Origin of the sequence: Exiguobacterium sp. s56 (assembly GCF_018618255.1) — a bacterium.
Taxonomy (GTDB): domain Bacteria; phylum Bacillota; class Bacilli; order Exiguobacteriales; family Exiguobacteriaceae; genus Exiguobacterium; species Exiguobacterium chiriqhucha.
In genome coordinates, this window is record NZ_JACSLR010000010.1 from 66,711 (window position 1) to 81,611 (window position 14,901).

Sequence of the window (14,901 nt, forward strand, 5' to 3'; positions counted from 1 at the left end):
AAACAAGCCGCCCTGTTCGAACAGGACGGCTTGTTGTGTTAATTCGCTTTTTTGAGTTCGGATTCTTCTTCCTTGAAGTCGAGCTTGCGTACATCGACTCGTTTTACGAAAAATGCCAGTACAAGCGCAAGTAGGTTCATCCCAAGTGCCACATAGAATGAAACTTGAATTCCTGACAGTAACGCTTGTTGCGTCAACGCGCCCATCGCACTCTCGGTGAGTGTCGCTGGGTCGACGCCGGTCATGAGCGACTCGGCTTCTGTTTTCGTGACAGAGTTCATGATGGTGACGAGGACTGCCGTCCCGATTGCACCGGATACTTGTTGGGCCGTGTTGTTGATGGCCGTTCCGTGCGGGTTGAGACTCGTTGGCAACTGGTTGAGACCGTTAGTCATGATTGGCATCATGACCATCGACATCCCGAACATGCGGAGCGTGTACGTCGTCACGATGTACGTGTACGTCGAATCGAGTTGAACGTTAGCGAGCATATACGTCGAAATCGCTGTGATGGTGAGACCTGTGATCGAGAGCAACTTCGGTCCGAACTTATCGAACAGTTTCCCTGTGATCGGTGACATGATCCCCATGATGATGGCACCCGGTAACAGCATGAGCCCAGAGTCGAGCGGCGAGATGCCGCGGACGCTTTGAACATAGGCCGGTGTCAAAATCATGCCGGAGAACATGGCGACGGCGTTGACGATCGCAATGATGGAAGCGAGTGCGAACATCGGGTATTTGTACGCCCGAAGGTCGAGCAGCGGCTTCTCCATGTTGAGCTGACGGATGACGAAGGCGATTAACGCGACGAATCCGACGATCATCGTCGTCAAGACGATCGGGTTGTCCCAGCCATCCGAACTCGCCGAGCTGACTCCGTACAAGACGCCACCGAAACCGAGCGTCGATAAGACGAGTGACAAATAGTCGAGCGATTGCTCTTTATTTTGGACCATGACGTTCTCGGCTTTCCAAATGGCGAGACCGAGACCGATGATGGCGAGCGGGAGAATCATCTCAAATAAGACGCGCCAGTCGTAATACTCGACGATGTAACCTGAAAGCGTCGGTCCAATGGCTGGTGCGGAGATCATGACGAGACCGAAAATCCCCATCGCTGTTCCACGTTTTTCACGCGGGAAACTGACGAGCATGACGTTCATAAGGAGTGGCCCCATCGTCGAGGCACCGACCGCTTGAATCATCCGACCGGCGAGTAAGATGCCGAAGTTCGGTGAAAAGGCGGCGATGGCCGTCCCGACAGCGAAAATCGCCATCGAGGTGATGAATAGGCTTCGGTTCGAGAACCGGGTGATCAAGTAGGCTGATGCCGGGACGAGCACACCCGTCACGAGCATGAAGCCAGTCGCGAGCCATTGGACGGTCGAGTAGTCGGCAATCTCCAAATCGACCATGATCGATGGGAGTGCGACGTTCAATAAAGAGTTGTTGAGAAAGGCGATGAACGCCCCGGCAAAGAGGACCGCGAGCATGAGATACGGCGGTTTCTTTTGGAATTCTGGTTTCATACGAGTTGCTCCTTTATGTTCTGAATAGTTATATACTAGTAAGTGTCAATGTAGTGATTTTATACCCGTCGTATAAATAAATCAACCATTTTGTACTATCAGTTCAAAATGATATACTGAATCTATAAATGAAACAGAACGGAGCAGGAAATGATATGAAAGATAAGAAACGAAAAGTCGCCGATGTCGCCATGAACCTCTTCATTGAGAACGGGGTCCAACAGACGTCGGTCCAAGAAATCATTGAACGGGCGAACATCTCGAAAGGGACGTTCTACAATTACTTCGCCTCGAAGACGGACTGTGTCGCCAATATCCTTGAGAACTTGCGCTATGACGCCGGCCAGCGCCGCATCGAGATGCAGATGGGGCGGGACAAGCGTGACAAGGACGTCTTTATCGAGCAGATTTCCATCCTCATTCAATTAAATGAAGAGCGGAACCTCCACGCCTTATTTGAGTCGATCATGTCGGCGAATGAGCCCGAGCTGAAGAAGCTCGTCTTGCAGCACCGTGTTTATGAGATCGAGTGGCTCGCCATGCGTTTGACCGAGATTATCGGTGAGGAGATTCGTCCGTACTCGGTCGAGTTGACCGTGCTCTTCAATGGGATGTTGCAACACATCTTGTTCACGCTCCGCATCACGAACACGGCCTATTCGATTCAGAAACTGATTCGTAACTTATACGCCTACGTCGAGCTGATGGCGGCCCGTATGGTCGAGACGAACGAGCATATTTTAAATCCGGTCACAGTCGATCAGATGCGTGGTACGACTGATAAAAACCTCGTCACAAAAGACGAACTGATTGAGATGGCGGAACGGATTCGCGCACACGTCAAGATGACCGAAGAACAAGCGGATTTGTTTGAGGCAATCACGTATGAGTTGCATCAAGACCGGCTTCGTAAAATTGTCATCGAGCAATTGCTCAAGCCGTTCCAACGTCTGTTCAAAGGAGTGACGGGGGAGACCGAAGTTCAGAAATTTACGAATCTCGTTTGGCTGTATACACGGACACACTAACGACAAAAAAAGATTGGTTGCTGTAATATAGAAGAAACACGGTACGAAAATAAATCTCAAAATATTCCACGAAAAAGAATTGATTCCTACAAATTCATGCGCTACAATCAAATTACCGAAAGCGCTTTCGGGAAGAGGAGAATGACATGGGTACGATTTATGATTTAGCAAAAATAACCGGCTTTTCGATTACGACCGTCTCCAAAGCGTTGAACAACTACAAGGACGTCAGCGAAAAGACGAGAGCCAAAATATTACAAGCCGCGGCTGAGATGGACTATCTGCCGAACGCGCACGCGCAGTCGTTATCGACGAAAAAGTCGTGGGCGATCGGGGTCATGTTCTCAGAAGCGAATGAAGTCGGAATGAAACATCCGTTCTTTAACGGCATCATCGAAAGTTTCCGTCACGCGACCGAGGAGCACGGCTATGATTTGATTTTCGCCTCGCGTAACCTCCGGAATCGTGACATGAGTTACCTCGAACACTTCAAACATCGAGCGGTCGACGGCATCGTCGTCATTTGCTCGGACCGGATGGACGAACAAGTACAAGAACTCATGCAAAGCGACATCCCAATTGTCGTGGTCGACATGGACAGCGCCAACTGTAGCGTCGTCTACTCGGACAATACGGAAGGTGCCCGCATGGCTGTGAACTACTTGTATGAGTTAGGCCATCGCCACATCGCTCACATCGCCGGAGATACGTCGATTGACGCTGGGGCGGCCCGGGTGAAAGGGTACGAGCTCGCCATGCAAACGCTCGACTTGCCGATTCAGCCAGGATACTTGGTCAACGCCGGGTTCTTCTCGGTCGAAGAAGGCAAGCAGGCGATGGAGAAGTTGTTACAATTGGCGTCACCGCCGACGGCTGTCTTTGTGGCAGGCGATCAAATGGCAATCGGGGCAATCGAAGCCGTCCATGAACACGGTCTCCGGGTCCCGGAAGACATCTCGATTATCGGCTACGATGACATCGAGATGATCAAGTACATCACGCCGAAACTGACGACAATCCGGCAAGACACGGACGAAATCGGAGAGGCGGCGGCCGAGCTGCTCATCGAGCAGATGACAGCCAAAGAACGACGGACTGAACGTCGCGTCATCCCGGTCACATTGATTGAACGGGCATCGTGCGCGCCAGTCAAAAAGTAAACAAGTCACGATGATGTTTCGAAGTCGCTCTGTTCGCTTCAGCGGAATGGAGAGAAGAGAGCGATTTCGAAAATCATTCACCCCAAATCGAAACCGCTTTCGATATTTTATTTCGATTCTTTCGAAAGCGCTTTCGAAAATTATTTGCCTCTTCTTGTAAACGCTTTCTCAAAAACACTTATAAAGGATGGTTCACACATGCGTAAAAAATTAGTTAGCTTACTCTCTATCGGAGCACTATCAGTCGGTGTCTTGGGCGCATGCTCAAATGACGAAGGGTCTTCAGAATCGTCAAACGGCAAAGACGACGTACTTAAAGTTTGGTCGTTCACGGATGAGCTCAAAGAACCAATCAAAACATACGAAGAGAAGAACGGCGTCAAGGTCGAATTGACCATCGTTCCAATCGCGGACTATCCGACAAAACTTAAGCCGGCACTTGAAAGCGGCGTTGGGGCACCGGACGTCTTCACAGGCGAAATCGCGTTCCTCAAGCAATGGGTTGACGCAGGCTACTGGGAAAACCTTTCAGACGAGCCTTACAACGTCAATGAAATCTCAGACGACTACATCCCTTACGTCTTCGACCTCGGGAAAGACAAAGATGGCAACGTGCGCGCTCTCTCATGGCAAACGACACCAGGTGGCGTCTACTACAAACGTAGTTTAGCGAAAGAAGTCCTCGGTACGGACGATCCGACTGAAATCGGCAACATGATGAGCTCGATGGACGGCGTCTTCGAAGTTGCTGAGAAGATGAAGCAAAAAGGCTACAAGATGTTCCCAGACGAAGGCGCGATCCGTTGGTTCTCACAAGGCGCGAACCCAGAAGCATGGGTAAACGACAAGAACGAACTCGTGTTGACAGAAGACAAGATCAACTACATGGACTACGCGAAAGAACTTCGTGAGAAACAATACACGGCACTCGCTCCAGAATGGTCACCATCTTGGTTCGAAGGCATGTCGAAGCCAATCAAAGTTAAAGAAGGCGGCAAAGAGACAGAGACACAAGTCTTCTCTTACGTTCTTCCAACATGGGGTCTTCACAGCGTCTTGAAAGACAGCGCGAAAGACACAGCCGGTGACTGGGCAGTCACGAACGGTCCAAGCCCGTACTTCTGGGGCGGCACATGGCTCGGCGTTTATGAAGGATCGAAAAATAAAGAAGCTGCTTATGATTTCGTTAAGCTCATGACACAAGACGAAGAGTTCTTGACTGGCTGGGCTGAAGAGACAGGCGACGTCCTCGCTTACAAACCAGTTACCGACAAAATCAAAGACGACTTCAGCGATGAGTTCCTCGGCGGACAGAACAACTATGACTTCTTCCTCGACCAAGCGGATGAAATCACACCAGGAATCGTCACGAAATACGACCAACAGCTCGACACGCTCTACGGCGCTTCAGTCCTTCAGTACGTAGAAGGTAAGAAGTCGAAAGAAGAAGCAATCGAAGAGTTCAAAAAACAAGCGAAGAACGCTTACCCAGACATTACAGTTGACTGAAGCAAGCTAACCCGTGGGGGGATTTCCCCCCTTAAGGGTTGCTATGGAAGGAGTAACACGACGTGAAAAAACTAGACCGTTACGGCTATGCGTTTATTGCCCCATTTTGGGTCGTCTTTTTGACATTCAGTATCTACCCGGTCTTCTTGACCCTGTACTACAGTTTCACCAACTATACCGGCAGCCAAGGAGAAGAGGTCGTCGGCTTTGCGAACTACGCGCGCCTGTTGACAGACACATACTTCATCGAGGCGTTCGTCAATACGATCAAGATTTGGGGAATAAACTTTGTCTTGCAAATCGGTCTCGCACTGGCACTCGCGCTCTTGTTCTCAGATTTACGTTTGAAGTTGAAGGGCCTCGCGTTCTTCCGTTCATTCTTCTATCTTCCTAACTTGATCACAATCAGTTCGGTCGCGCTCTTGTTCGGCATCTTGCTCGACTGGCAGCATGGATCACTCAACATGATGCTCTTGAAACTCGGCATCATCTCTGACCCGATCAATTGGTTATCGCAACCGGTGACGGCACAACTGTCCGTCTCACTCATTTTGACATGGATGTGGTTCGGTCACTCGTTCATCATCGTCATGGCCGGTGTATCGGGGATTTCACAAGATTTCTTCGAAGCCGCCCATATCGATGGCGCGAACCGTTGGCAGATGTTCACGAACGTCACGGTCCCATTACTCAAACCGATTCTTTTGTACATCATGATTACATCGCTCATCGGTGGTCTTCAACTGTTCGATCTTCCGCTCTTATTGACAGATGGAATCGGCGCACCGGACGGCTCACTGAACACGATGGTTCTCTACTTGTACAACCAAGCATTCAAGTATAACAACTATGGCTATGCGGCAGCGGTCGCTTACGGCTTGTTTTTGATTACACTCGTCTTCTCGGCGATCGTCTTCAAAGGGATGTTCCGTAAAGAACGCGCTGCGCAGAAGGGAGCATAAGCAATGGAACAAAATGCAGAATCACGGCGTATGCTCGCCGACAGCGAAGTTCAGCCGCCGCGCGAGGAGAAACCGCTTCGCGTGGAACCGCCAGTAAAGAAGCAGAAAAAGAAATGGTTTAGCCGTAGCTTGATTTACACGGGCTTGATTGTCTTGACGATTATCTGTTTTATCCCGTTCTTGATGATGCTCATCAACGCCACACGGACGAACGGTGAAATCATGTCTGGTTTCTCGCTCATCCCTGGACCGGCGCTCGTCGACAACTATGCGATTTTGAGCGACTATATCAACATCTGGACCGGCTTTAAAAACAGTTTGATCGTCGCGGTGCTCGTGACGTTGCTCTCTGGTTACTTCTCAGCGATGACCGCGTTCGGATTCGCGTTCTATAACTTCAAAGGCAAAAACGTGATGTTCATCTTCATGCTCGTCATGATGATGGTCCCAGGGCAACTTGGACTCATCGGGTTCTACGAGATTTCGAAAACGCTCGGAATTCTCGATTCGTTCATCCCGTTGATCATCCCGTCAATCGCCAGTCCGTTCGTCGTCTTCTTCATCCGTCAGTACACGCAAGCGACGCTGCACGTCAGTATGATTGAAGCGGCGCGCATCGATGGAGCGAGCGAACTGCGCATCTTCCATACGATTGCGCTCCCGATGATGATGCCGGCCGTTGCGACGATGTCGATCTTCACGTTCATCGGCTCATGGAACAACTACTTGATGCCGCTCGTGCTCTTGTTCTCACCAGAGAAATACACGTTGCCGGTCCTCATGGGCTTCTTGAAAGGTTCACAAGTCGCCGAGAATCTCGGTGCCCTTTACCTCGGTATCGCCATCTCGGTCGTACCGATCATGATCGCCTTCTTGTTCTTGTCGAAATACATCGTCAGCAGTATCTCGGCTGGTGCGGTCAAAGAATAACTAGAGAGAAAAGAGGAATTGACTATGCAGTTTAACAAAGACTTCGTCTTCGGGACCGCGACTTCGTCGTATCAGATTGAAGGCGCGCATAACGAGGACGGGCGCACTCCGTCGATTTGGGACATGTTCTGCGATATCGACGGACGTGTGTTCGAGAAGCATAACGGTGACGTCGCGTGTGACCACTACCATCGCTTCGAAGAAGACATCCAGCATATCAAACAGCTCGGTGTCGACACGTATCGCTTCTCGATCGCTTGGCCGCGTATTTTCCCTGCAAAGGGGGAGTTCAACCCGGCTGGGATGGCGTTCTATAAGACGCTGGCGACACGCCTCCGTGAGGAAGGCATCAAGCCGGCCGTCACGCTCTACCACTGGGATCTCCCGATGTGGGCCCACAATGAAGGCGGCTGGGTGAACCGCGACTCGGTCGACTGGTTCCTCGACTATGCCAAAGTGTGCTTCGATGAACTCGACGGCATCGTCGACTCGTGGATCACGCACAACGAGCCATGGTGTGCTGGATTCCTCGGCTATCACGTCGGTGTCCACGCACCGGGCCATCGCGACATGAACGAAGCGGTCCGCGCCGTGCACCATATGCTTCTCTCGCACGGGAAAGCGGTCGAACTGTTGAAACAAGAGTTGAAGTCGACGACGCCAATTGGCATCACGCTCAACTTGTCACCGGTCTATGCGAAGACGGACTCGGTGAATGACCGACTCGCACAAAACAACTCGGACGGTTACTCGAATCGCTGGTTCCTCGATCCAGTGTTTAAAGGTCAATATCCGGTAGACATGATGAACTTGTTCGCGAAATACGTTCACACGTACGATTTCATCAAACCAGGTGACATGGAGACGATCTCGACAGAGTGCGACTTCTTCGGCATCAACTTCTACAGCCGCGGACTCGTTGAGTTCAGCGCGGCGAACGACTTCATGACGGTGGCTGCGTACTCCGATTACGACAAGACGGGCATGGGCTGGGATATCGCCCCGAACGAATTCAAAGACCTGATCCGTCGCTTACGTAACGAGTACACAGACCTTCCAATCATCATCACAGAGAACGGCGCGGCTTACGACGACGTGCTTGAGAACGGCGAAGTCCATGACGTGAAACGCATCGACTACGTTAAAAAGCACCTCACAGCCGTATCCGACTTGAACGACGAAGGCATGAACATCGCCGGATATTATCTCTGGTCGCTCATGGACAACTTCGAATGGAGCTTCGGTTATGAGAAACGCTTCGGCATTCTCTACATCGACTTCGACACGCAAGAGCGCGTCTGGAAAGACAGCGCGAAATGGTACGCTGGAGTCATCGGCGATCATAAAGCCAAACACGCGGATAGCGTCGAGGCGTAAGATGGATCCATCCCTGCCGCTACAGGGATGGATTTTTTGTGTGGAACCGATTCAGGCGGGGAACGTATAGAAGAGGACAACGAATGAAAGGGGCCGTTCAAATGAAACGCAACTACGCGACGTACGAAGTGACAGGCTATGACGACAAAGGAAAAATCAAGTTCATCCATTTGAAAGAAGGCGAGTTCATCCTGCCAGTCGAAATTCGAGGAAGTGACTTGACGAAAATCAAGAAGATGATGGAGCTCAACCCTGGCGTGACGGTCATCGTCCATGCGGCTGTCGATCAGAAACGGATGCGTCTGCAGGAGATTGACGGTTATTCACTCAGGAAGGACGGATAACGATGCCCATTGCCAAACTGATGTCACGAGACGAGTCCTGTGATGTGACAATCGAGAGTTATGCGTATGCCTATCCTGACGCCGACAACATCCATGACGCGGCCTGGCATCGTAATTGGGTCGGGCTCCATACGCCGGACCATCGCATCACCTTCGATGACGTCATGCTCGACAGTCTGCTCGTGGCTCACTACATACCGATGTTTGAGTCGTTCGTAGCGGGCGATTTGTCTGAAGTCGAGTTTGAGCCGACCGAACCATTCGTTTGCTTGACGGTGACGAGAAGAGACGGAGATGGAGATGAGGTCACGGTGAAGGGGTATGTCGAACATCCGCTTGAAGGGGAGTCTGAGGAGCTTGCGTTCACGTTTGAGACGTCTGTAGGCCATGTAGCGCGCTTTATGGAAGGATTACAGGCCATTGCCAACGCGTATCCGATTCGTGATATGTAATCGAAAACAGCCAGCGCTACGAATAGGCTGGCTGTTTTTAATGAATAATTTCTTTTCTGGCTTGAACCCCGGCTGCGAACAGGAAGACGATTCCCAGTACGAACGGGATGACAGATTCTAGGGCGATGCCGGCGAGGAACGAGGCGCTCATCAGTGAGCAGAACGCGACCGTATAATGTCGTTTCATGTATGTACCAACTCTCATACTCATTTTCCTAAATATAACAGCCCTTCTCTGTGATGAGAAGGGCTGTCTTGAGCTTAGGCTGACGCTTTGTCTGCGTCTTCTTGTGCTTTTAACTCTTCACCGTACGAGACGCGGTCTTGCATGCGCACGAACGGGAGGTAGACGGCTACGGCCATTGCGATCGTAACGATCTGCAAGAGCGCTGCACGCCATCCGCCGATTAAGAAACCAGAGATTACTGGTGGTGTCGTCCATGGCACTTGAAGCGCGTTGAACGGGTCGACCCAGCCCCAAAGGATTGAGAAGTACACCATGAACGATGCGATGGCAGGAACGATGACGAACGGTACGAACATGATCGGGTTGAACACAATCGGCATCCCGAAGATGACCGGCTCGTTGATGTTGAAGAGACTTGGTGCAAGCGAGAGCTTACCGAGTTGCTTCAAGTGAGCCGAGCGGGCGACGATGAGTGTTGCGATAATGAACCCGATTGTGATGCCTGATCCACCGAGCTTCGTGAACACGTCGAGGAACTGGATTGTAACGATTTTCGCGTTCTCACCGGCAACGAGTGTTTCACCCGCATCGAGGAGTGCTTGGTTTTGAAGCGCGTTAGCTGTAAGGAGTGGTCCCATAATCCCCATGAGGATGGCAGCACCGTGAATTCCACACCACCACATGACTGACATGAGCACCATGATGATGACGGCTCCGGCAAGTGTGTCTGTCAAGTTTTGAAGTGGTGCTTGAAGCACGTCATAAACGACTTCTGTGAACGTACGCTCGGAAACTGCTTGGAAAATCGCGAACGTCGCGACCGCAAGTGAGATAATCGCAAGGCCAGGAACGAGTGCTGAGAATGAGTTCGATACGCCTGGTGGAACACCGTCAGGCATTTTAATGCTGATGCCGCGTTTGATGAACTGCGAATAAATGAATCCGACAACCAATCCGACGACGATGGCAGCGAGGACACCTTGTCCGCCTGTCCATACTTTCGGGATGACTCCGCCGACTGTTTCTCCACCTTCAGAGAGGACAGACGCTTGTGTGATAATCAAGAACGAGATGATTCCGAGAATACCAGCCGGTACGCCTTCGATCTTCTCATTTTTCACGTATGAGTAAGCGATGCCAAATACACCGATTAAAGCGAGAATGTCGAACGTCGCACCGACGACTTGCGTGAGCGGAAGCGTCCAATCGGCTCCGAACAATCCTGACATGAAGTCAGCCCAACCTGGAATTGGGAGAGCAAGGATGAGCAAGAACAATGATCCGATGATCGTCATCGGCATCGTCAGGATGAACCCGTCCTTAATCGCAAGGACGGGCTTGGCGTTCGCGAAACGAACGAACCCTGGCGTGAATTTTTCAAATACGGTTTCTAAGCGGCTCATGGGGAACCTCCTTATAGGTTTTCAGCGCGAGTAGCGATAATGTCTTTGTACCAGTAAAACGATTTTTTCTTCTTACGAGCAAGCCCGTTAGCGTGATCAACATAGATGAAGCCATATTGCTTCTTATATCCGTTGAGCCAGCTGAGAAGATCGATAGCCGACCAAGCGTAGTAACCTGCGACGTTGACACCCTGTTCAACAGCGTGTTTCACGGCGCGGATATGACCTTCGATGTATTCGATGCGAGCGTCGTCGACGATTTCTCCGTCTACGATCGGGTCGACATCACCGAGACCGTTCTCTGTGATGTAGATTTTCACATCGCCGTAACGATCTTTGAGCATGTGCATGCCGTCAAGGAACGCTTCCGGTGAGATTTCCCAAGCCCATTTCGTGTAGACTTTGTCATCCATCATGACCGTCTTGTAGACGCCATCGAATGATGGGTTACCCGGGCGGCCTGTCGAGTTCTCGCGGCCACCGGCCATGACGAGCGCCGAGTCATTTTTCATGACGCGTTGCGGGCTGTAGTAGTTGAGGCCGATGAAGTCGTTCATCGAAGCCGTGCGCTTCAAGAGGTCGAGCTCTTCGTCTGTCATTTCAGGGAGAAGCCCTTGCTCCTCGAGTCCTTTCACCACGTACGCTGGGTATTCACCTTTCAAGATCGGATCATAGAACCAATGCGTCGAGTAAGCGTTCGCGTGCATTTCAGCGAACTTGTTCTCTTCGGCGTCATCGATGCTGAACGCCGGGTTGAACACGTGCGTGATTCCGATTTCACCAACGTATCCGTTTTGTTTGAATAACTCGACGGCACGAGCATGAGCGACGAAGACGTGGTGCGTCGTCTGGAAGTAACCTTTGACGTCGCCTTCGATGCCTGGTGGGTGTGCCCCCGTCAAGTAGCCGAGTGAACAGAAGATGACCGCTTCGTTGAACGTGATCCAGTGACGAACACGGTCGCCGAACGATTGGAAGCAAGTATCGGCGAAACGAACGAATGCGTCAACCGTCTCTGGATTTTTCCAGCCGCCTTTTTCTTCAAGCGCTTGCGGGAGGTCCCAGTGGTAAAGCGTCACGAACGGGACGATGTTATGCTTCAAGCACTCATCAATCAAGTTGTTATAGAACTCGAGTCCTTTTTCGTTCACTTCACCTGTGCCGTTCGGGAAGACACGCGGCCATGAGATTGAGAAGCGGTATGATTCGAGTCCCATCTCCGCCATGAGCGCGATGTCTTCTTTATAACGGTGGTAATGGTCGACGGCGACGTCGCCGTTCGTATCTTCAAATGTTTTTCCAGGAATTTTCGAGAAGACGTCCCAGTTCGAGAGTCCTTTCCCGTCCTCGTTCCATGCACCCTCGACTTGGTAAGAAGCCGATGCGGCGCCGAACAAGAAATTGTTTGGCATTTTCAAAGTGGTCACCTCAGTTTATTTATTCGCGAGTTTCAATGCGTGGTCTAATACTTTCGTTCCGTTCATCATGCCGTAGTCGACCGTGTTGATGACGTCGATTGGAACGCCTTTAGGCTCACAGATTTGTTTGCCTTTCGCGAGCAAGTATTTGACTTGTGGTCCGAGAAGCGCGACGTCGAGGTTGTCCACGTACGTTTCCATTTCTGATTCCGGGTAAGCAGCGATTTCGGCTTCAAGGCCTCGCTCAGCGGCAACCGCTTTCATTTTTTCGACTAACATACTTGTTGACATACCTGCTGCGCAGAAGAGTCCGATTTTCATCATTTTTGATCCATTCCTTTCATTTGGTTGATTTCGTTTTGCATGTTCATCATATAGCCGAGCATCTCTTTGACGAGGATCGTGTTCATTAAGTGGTCTTGCGCGTGCACCATGAGGACTCCGACCGTAGCCGTTTTCCCTTGTGCCTCGAGTGTGACGAATTTCGTCTGGATGGCGTGTGCTTCTTTTAATGTCGCGTCACCAGCTTTGACCGCTTCAGCCGCTTCGTCTGCTTTGCCTTCTTGCATCAACAGCATCGCATGATGGTAGCTTGCTTTCGCGTCGCCTGAAAGGGCGATTAAACCGAAGGTATCTTCGGGAGTAATTTCAATTGTTTCAGAAACCATATTATCTCTCCTTTTTGTATGGATAACCAAAATTCATAGGTACAAATTATACAAGATGATATTAGCACGATACCGCTTACATGTAAACCCTTTCTTTTGCCCGAAATGCGAACATAAAAAAACGCACACGAGAACAATCTCTCGAGGGCGTTTAGGACTTGATGTTTGAGACTTTGAGCATCTTCACATGGCGGAAATGATGTGTCGAGCGCGATACGTCGAAGATTTGACCGTTCGTCAAATAGACGGTGTTGTCGACGAGGAGGGCCGGATCGTTTTCGTTCAACCCGAGTAGTTTGGCATCTTCTGCGTTCAAAAAGTCGGCGTAAATGACACGATCGGCGAAACCAATGGCGAGTTTTTGGTCATTGCGGAAGTAGTTGTAAATCGACTTCTCGGTGATGTTCCGATCGAGATAGACGACAAGGTCTTTCCGGAAATACGAATCCTCGACCGAGAACGGATGGTCATCGACAAGACGAAGGCGTTTGACGTAATAGACGGGTGTGCCGATATCACACTTCATCCGCTCGGCCACTTCATCGTTCGCTGTCGTCAATTCGAAATCTAGGACGCACGTCTCGACTTTCCGTCCACTGAAGTCACTCGTGAGACCTTGCAACTTCTCGAGGTTCACATAATCGCTCATATAATGGTCACGGACGAAGACACCGCTCCCTTGCACTTGATAGACGTAGCCTTTGTTGACAAGAATCTCGATCGCTTTTCGGATCGTGTTGCGGCTGACGCCATATTTGTTGGCGTATTCGTCCTCGGTGAGGAGCTTGTTCGTATGTTGATAGACGTGATTCATAATATCCGTCTCAATCTGTTCGGCGACTTGTTTATACTTTGGGGACATCAGGGTCTGCACCTTTCACATGAAAATTTGTAGGTATGAATACGCTATCAGTATATCAGAAATTATATATGGGTGGAGGACAATCCTTCGGCAATTGTTGAAAAACGTCGAACGATTACTTTGGAAATCAATGAATTCAACGAAACGAATCAGAAAGGGATTCGTATAGAAAAGGAGAAGAGTGAGGAGGAGAAGGTCATGGCACAATCAGTTCGGATGGAACGGGAACGAGAATGGAAGCGACGACATACACGCATCGGTTACGCTTTATTGGCGGTGGTCATTCTGGCGTTCGCTTTGATGTTCTTTGGACGGGCAACGTGGATCACCGTCCCGCTCGGTCTTGTCGGCGTCGCCCTGCTCGTTTCAGACGTGGCAAAATATCGGATGAGACGGTCGTTTTTGTTCGAGTCCGCCGCACAAAAAATGCTCCGTTGGCAGTTAGGATACGACATCGTGAATACGAGCGTACTCATCATCATGGTCGGCGGGCTATTGATTTTCAGTCAAGATAACATCTATTGGGCGTTCGCGGTCGTCATCTGGGGAATCATTGCCGAAGTCGTGTCGCGCCGCTTGAACCGGGCGTTACAAGCCCATGATCCAATCTTGCGCGCCCTTGAATTGGAGGAAGCGCGATGAGAGAACGCATTGAGCAGGAACGGGCGTGGTTTCGTTCGTTCCATCAACTCATCTTTGGGATTGTCGGTGTATTCTTGATTGTCGTCCTTCCAGTTATAGCATGGACGGATCATCTGTTTTGGGGAATTCTCTATATCGGACTAGCGCTCGTTCCCGTCAATGTTATGTATATTCGACGGTCCCGGATGCGGCGGACATTGAATCCGAAATTGTCGCATCTCTATCGCCGACAGGTCGGAAGTGACTGCTTCAATACGATTGCCTTCTTTATCGCTTTAAATGGTGGTGAGTTGTTTGAGTCGAACGTTCTGTATCTAGGTGGGCTGCTCATGCTTATAGTAGCAGGGTTGTTGACGATACGAATCGAAAAGCGGATGAAAGAAGAGGATGTGTGGCTTCCTACATACGAACAGCTTAGGGGGTGAGC

The 14,901-nt window shown here is 50.5% G+C and carries 17 protein-coding genes; 10 read left to right on the top strand and 7 right to left on the bottom strand.

All coding sequences use genetic code 11. The features are described from left to right. Positions 1-38: 38 nt before the first annotated feature. Complete coding sequence (locus tag KNP71_RS10535) at positions 39-1,532, bottom strand: DHA2 family efflux MFS transporter permease subunit (protein ID WP_214830667.1); 1,494 nt, start codon at positions 1,530-1,532, stop codon at positions 39-41. A 155-nt stretch (positions 1,533-1,687) separates the two neighbouring features. Here KNP71_RS10535 and KNP71_RS10540 point away from each other — a divergent pair, with 155 nt between their 5' ends. The 8 genes from KNP71_RS10540 (at position 1,688) to KNP71_RS10575 (ending at position 9,294) form a co-directional block, all read left to right on the top strand. Then, positions 1,688-2,560: a TetR/AcrR family transcriptional regulator gene (locus KNP71_RS10540; protein WP_021065313.1), complete on the top strand. Its 873-nt coding sequence runs from the start codon at positions 1,688-1,690 to the stop codon at positions 2,558-2,560. 146 nt (positions 2,561-2,706) lie between these two features. Then, a complete protein-coding gene (locus KNP71_RS10545; protein WP_214799826.1) occupies positions 2,707-3,720 on the top strand; it encodes a LacI family DNA-binding transcriptional regulator in 1,014 nt (337 codons plus the stop codon). A 198-nt stretch (positions 3,721-3,918) separates the two neighbouring features. Then, positions 3,919-5,229 (top strand): ABC transporter substrate-binding protein, encoded by a 1,311-nt coding sequence (locus KNP71_RS10550; RefSeq protein WP_029596151.1) that lies wholly within the window; start codon positions 3,919-3,921, stop codon positions 5,227-5,229. Between the two features lie 62 nt (positions 5,230-5,291). Further along, complete coding sequence (locus tag KNP71_RS10555) at positions 5,292-6,191, top strand: carbohydrate ABC transporter permease (protein WP_021065310.1); 900 nt, start codon at positions 5,292-5,294, stop codon at positions 6,189-6,191. Positions 6,192-6,194: 3 nt separating this feature from the next. Continuing rightward, on the top strand, positions 6,195-7,121 hold the full coding sequence (locus tag KNP71_RS10560) for a carbohydrate ABC transporter permease (RefSeq protein WP_214830669.1): 927 nt from the start codon (positions 6,195-6,197) through the stop codon (positions 7,119-7,121). A gap of 24 nt (positions 7,122-7,145) precedes the next feature. Next, entirely contained in the window at positions 7,146-8,498 is a 1,353-nt protein-coding gene (locus KNP71_RS10565; RefSeq protein ID WP_021065308.1) for a GH1 family beta-glucosidase, read from the top strand. 101 nt (positions 8,499-8,599) lie between these two features. Further along, complete coding sequence (locus KNP71_RS10570) at positions 8,600-8,842, top strand: hypothetical protein (protein ID WP_125318028.1); 243 nt, start codon at positions 8,600-8,602, stop codon at positions 8,840-8,842. 2 nt (positions 8,843-8,844) lie between these two features. Then, complete coding sequence (locus tag KNP71_RS10575; RefSeq protein ID WP_029596146.1) at positions 8,845-9,294, top strand: WapI family immunity protein; 450 nt, start codon at positions 8,845-8,847, stop codon at positions 9,292-9,294. Between the two features lie 37 nt (positions 9,295-9,331). On the opposite strand, the gene KNP71_RS10580 is transcribed toward KNP71_RS10575, so the two are convergent. The 6 genes from KNP71_RS10580 to KNP71_RS10605 form a co-directional block, all read right to left on the bottom strand. After that, positions 9,332-9,481 (bottom strand): hypothetical protein, encoded by a 150-nt coding sequence (locus tag KNP71_RS10580; protein WP_158001049.1) that lies wholly within the window; start codon positions 9,479-9,481, stop codon positions 9,332-9,334. A gap of 74 nt (positions 9,482-9,555) precedes the next feature. After that, on the bottom strand, positions 9,556-10,884 hold the full coding sequence (locus KNP71_RS10585) for a PTS sugar transporter subunit IIC (RefSeq protein ID WP_214830671.1): 1,329 nt from the start codon (positions 10,882-10,884) through the stop codon (positions 9,556-9,558). A gap of 11 nt (positions 10,885-10,895) precedes the next feature. Beyond that, entirely contained in the window at positions 10,896-12,302 is a 1,407-nt protein-coding gene (locus KNP71_RS10590; protein WP_058765650.1) for a GH1 family beta-glucosidase, read from the bottom strand. A 15-nt stretch (positions 12,303-12,317) separates the two neighbouring features. Next, the gene (locus KNP71_RS10595; RefSeq protein WP_021065302.1) at positions 12,318-12,626 is read right to left on the bottom strand and encodes a PTS sugar transporter subunit IIB; all 309 of its coding nucleotides are present in this window, start codon (positions 12,624-12,626) and stop codon (positions 12,318-12,320) included. Continuing rightward, positions 12,623-12,970, bottom strand: a complete 348-nt coding sequence (locus KNP71_RS10600; RefSeq protein WP_214830673.1) for a PTS lactose/cellobiose transporter subunit IIA — start codon at positions 12,968-12,970, stop codon at positions 12,623-12,625. The genes KNP71_RS10595 and KNP71_RS10600 overlap by 4 nt, the downstream gene beginning before the upstream one ends. A 151-nt stretch (positions 12,971-13,121) precedes the next feature. Then, entirely contained in the window at positions 13,122-13,832 is a 711-nt protein-coding gene (locus KNP71_RS10605) for a GntR family transcriptional regulator (RefSeq protein ID WP_214830675.1), read from the bottom strand. Positions 13,833-14,030: 198 nt separating this feature from the next. Between KNP71_RS10605 and KNP71_RS10610 the strand changes: the two genes are divergently transcribed. Together KNP71_RS10610 and KNP71_RS10615 are read left to right on the top strand one after the other, a co-directional pair. Then, positions 14,031-14,474 carry a hypothetical protein gene (locus KNP71_RS10610; RefSeq protein WP_058765651.1) on the top strand — a complete coding sequence of 148 codons (444 nt, stop codon included), beginning with the start codon at positions 14,031-14,033 and terminating at the stop codon, positions 14,472-14,474. Further along, positions 14,471-14,899, top strand: a complete 429-nt coding sequence (locus tag KNP71_RS10615) for a hypothetical protein (protein WP_214830677.1) — start codon at positions 14,471-14,473, stop codon at positions 14,897-14,899. The genes KNP71_RS10610 and KNP71_RS10615 overlap by 4 nt, the downstream gene beginning before the upstream one ends. Positions 14,900-14,901 lie beyond the last annotated feature (2 nt).

Coding starts and splice junctions, on each gene's coding strand:
- KNP71_RS10535 (WP_214830667.1), bottom strand. CDS start 1,532: ATGAAACCAGAATTCCAAAAGAAACCGCCGTATCTCATGCTCGCGGTC.
- KNP71_RS10540 (WP_021065313.1), top strand. CDS start 1,688: ATGAAAGATAAGAAACGAAAAGTCGCCGATGTCGCCATGAACCTCTTC.
- KNP71_RS10545 (WP_214799826.1), top strand. CDS start 2,707: ATGGGTACGATTTATGATTTAGCAAAAATAACCGGCTTTTCGATTACG.
- KNP71_RS10550 (WP_029596151.1), top strand. CDS start 3,919: ATGCGTAAAAAATTAGTTAGCTTACTCTCTATCGGAGCACTATCAGTC.
- KNP71_RS10560 (WP_214830669.1), top strand. CDS start 6,195: ATGGAACAAAATGCAGAATCACGGCGTATGCTCGCCGACAGCGAAGTT.
- KNP71_RS10565 (WP_021065308.1), top strand. CDS start 7,146: ATGCAGTTTAACAAAGACTTCGTCTTCGGGACCGCGACTTCGTCGTAT.
- KNP71_RS10570 (WP_125318028.1), top strand. CDS start 8,600: ATGAAACGCAACTACGCGACGTACGAAGTGACAGGCTATGACGACAAA.
- KNP71_RS10575 (WP_029596146.1), top strand. CDS start 8,845: ATGCCCATTGCCAAACTGATGTCACGAGACGAGTCCTGTGATGTGACA.
- KNP71_RS10580 (WP_158001049.1), bottom strand. CDS start 9,481: ATGAAACGACATTATACGGTCGCGTTCTGCTCACTGATGAGCGCCTCG.
- KNP71_RS10585 (WP_214830671.1), bottom strand. CDS start 10,884: ATGAGCCGCTTAGAAACCGTATTTGAAAAATTCACGCCAGGGTTCGTT.
- KNP71_RS10595 (WP_021065302.1), bottom strand. CDS start 12,626: ATGATGAAAATCGGACTCTTCTGCGCAGCAGGTATGTCAACAAGTATG.
- KNP71_RS10600 (WP_214830673.1), bottom strand. CDS start 12,970: ATGGTTTCTGAAACAATTGAAATTACTCCCGAAGATACCTTCGGTTTA.
- KNP71_RS10605 (WP_214830675.1), bottom strand. CDS start 13,832: ATGTCCCCAAAGTATAAACAAGTCGCCGAACAGATTGAGACGGATATT.
- KNP71_RS10610 (WP_058765651.1), top strand. CDS start 14,031: ATGGCACAATCAGTTCGGATGGAACGGGAACGAGAATGGAAGCGACGA.
- KNP71_RS10615 (WP_214830677.1), top strand. CDS start 14,471: ATGAGAGAACGCATTGAGCAGGAACGGGCGTGGTTTCGTTCGTTCCAT.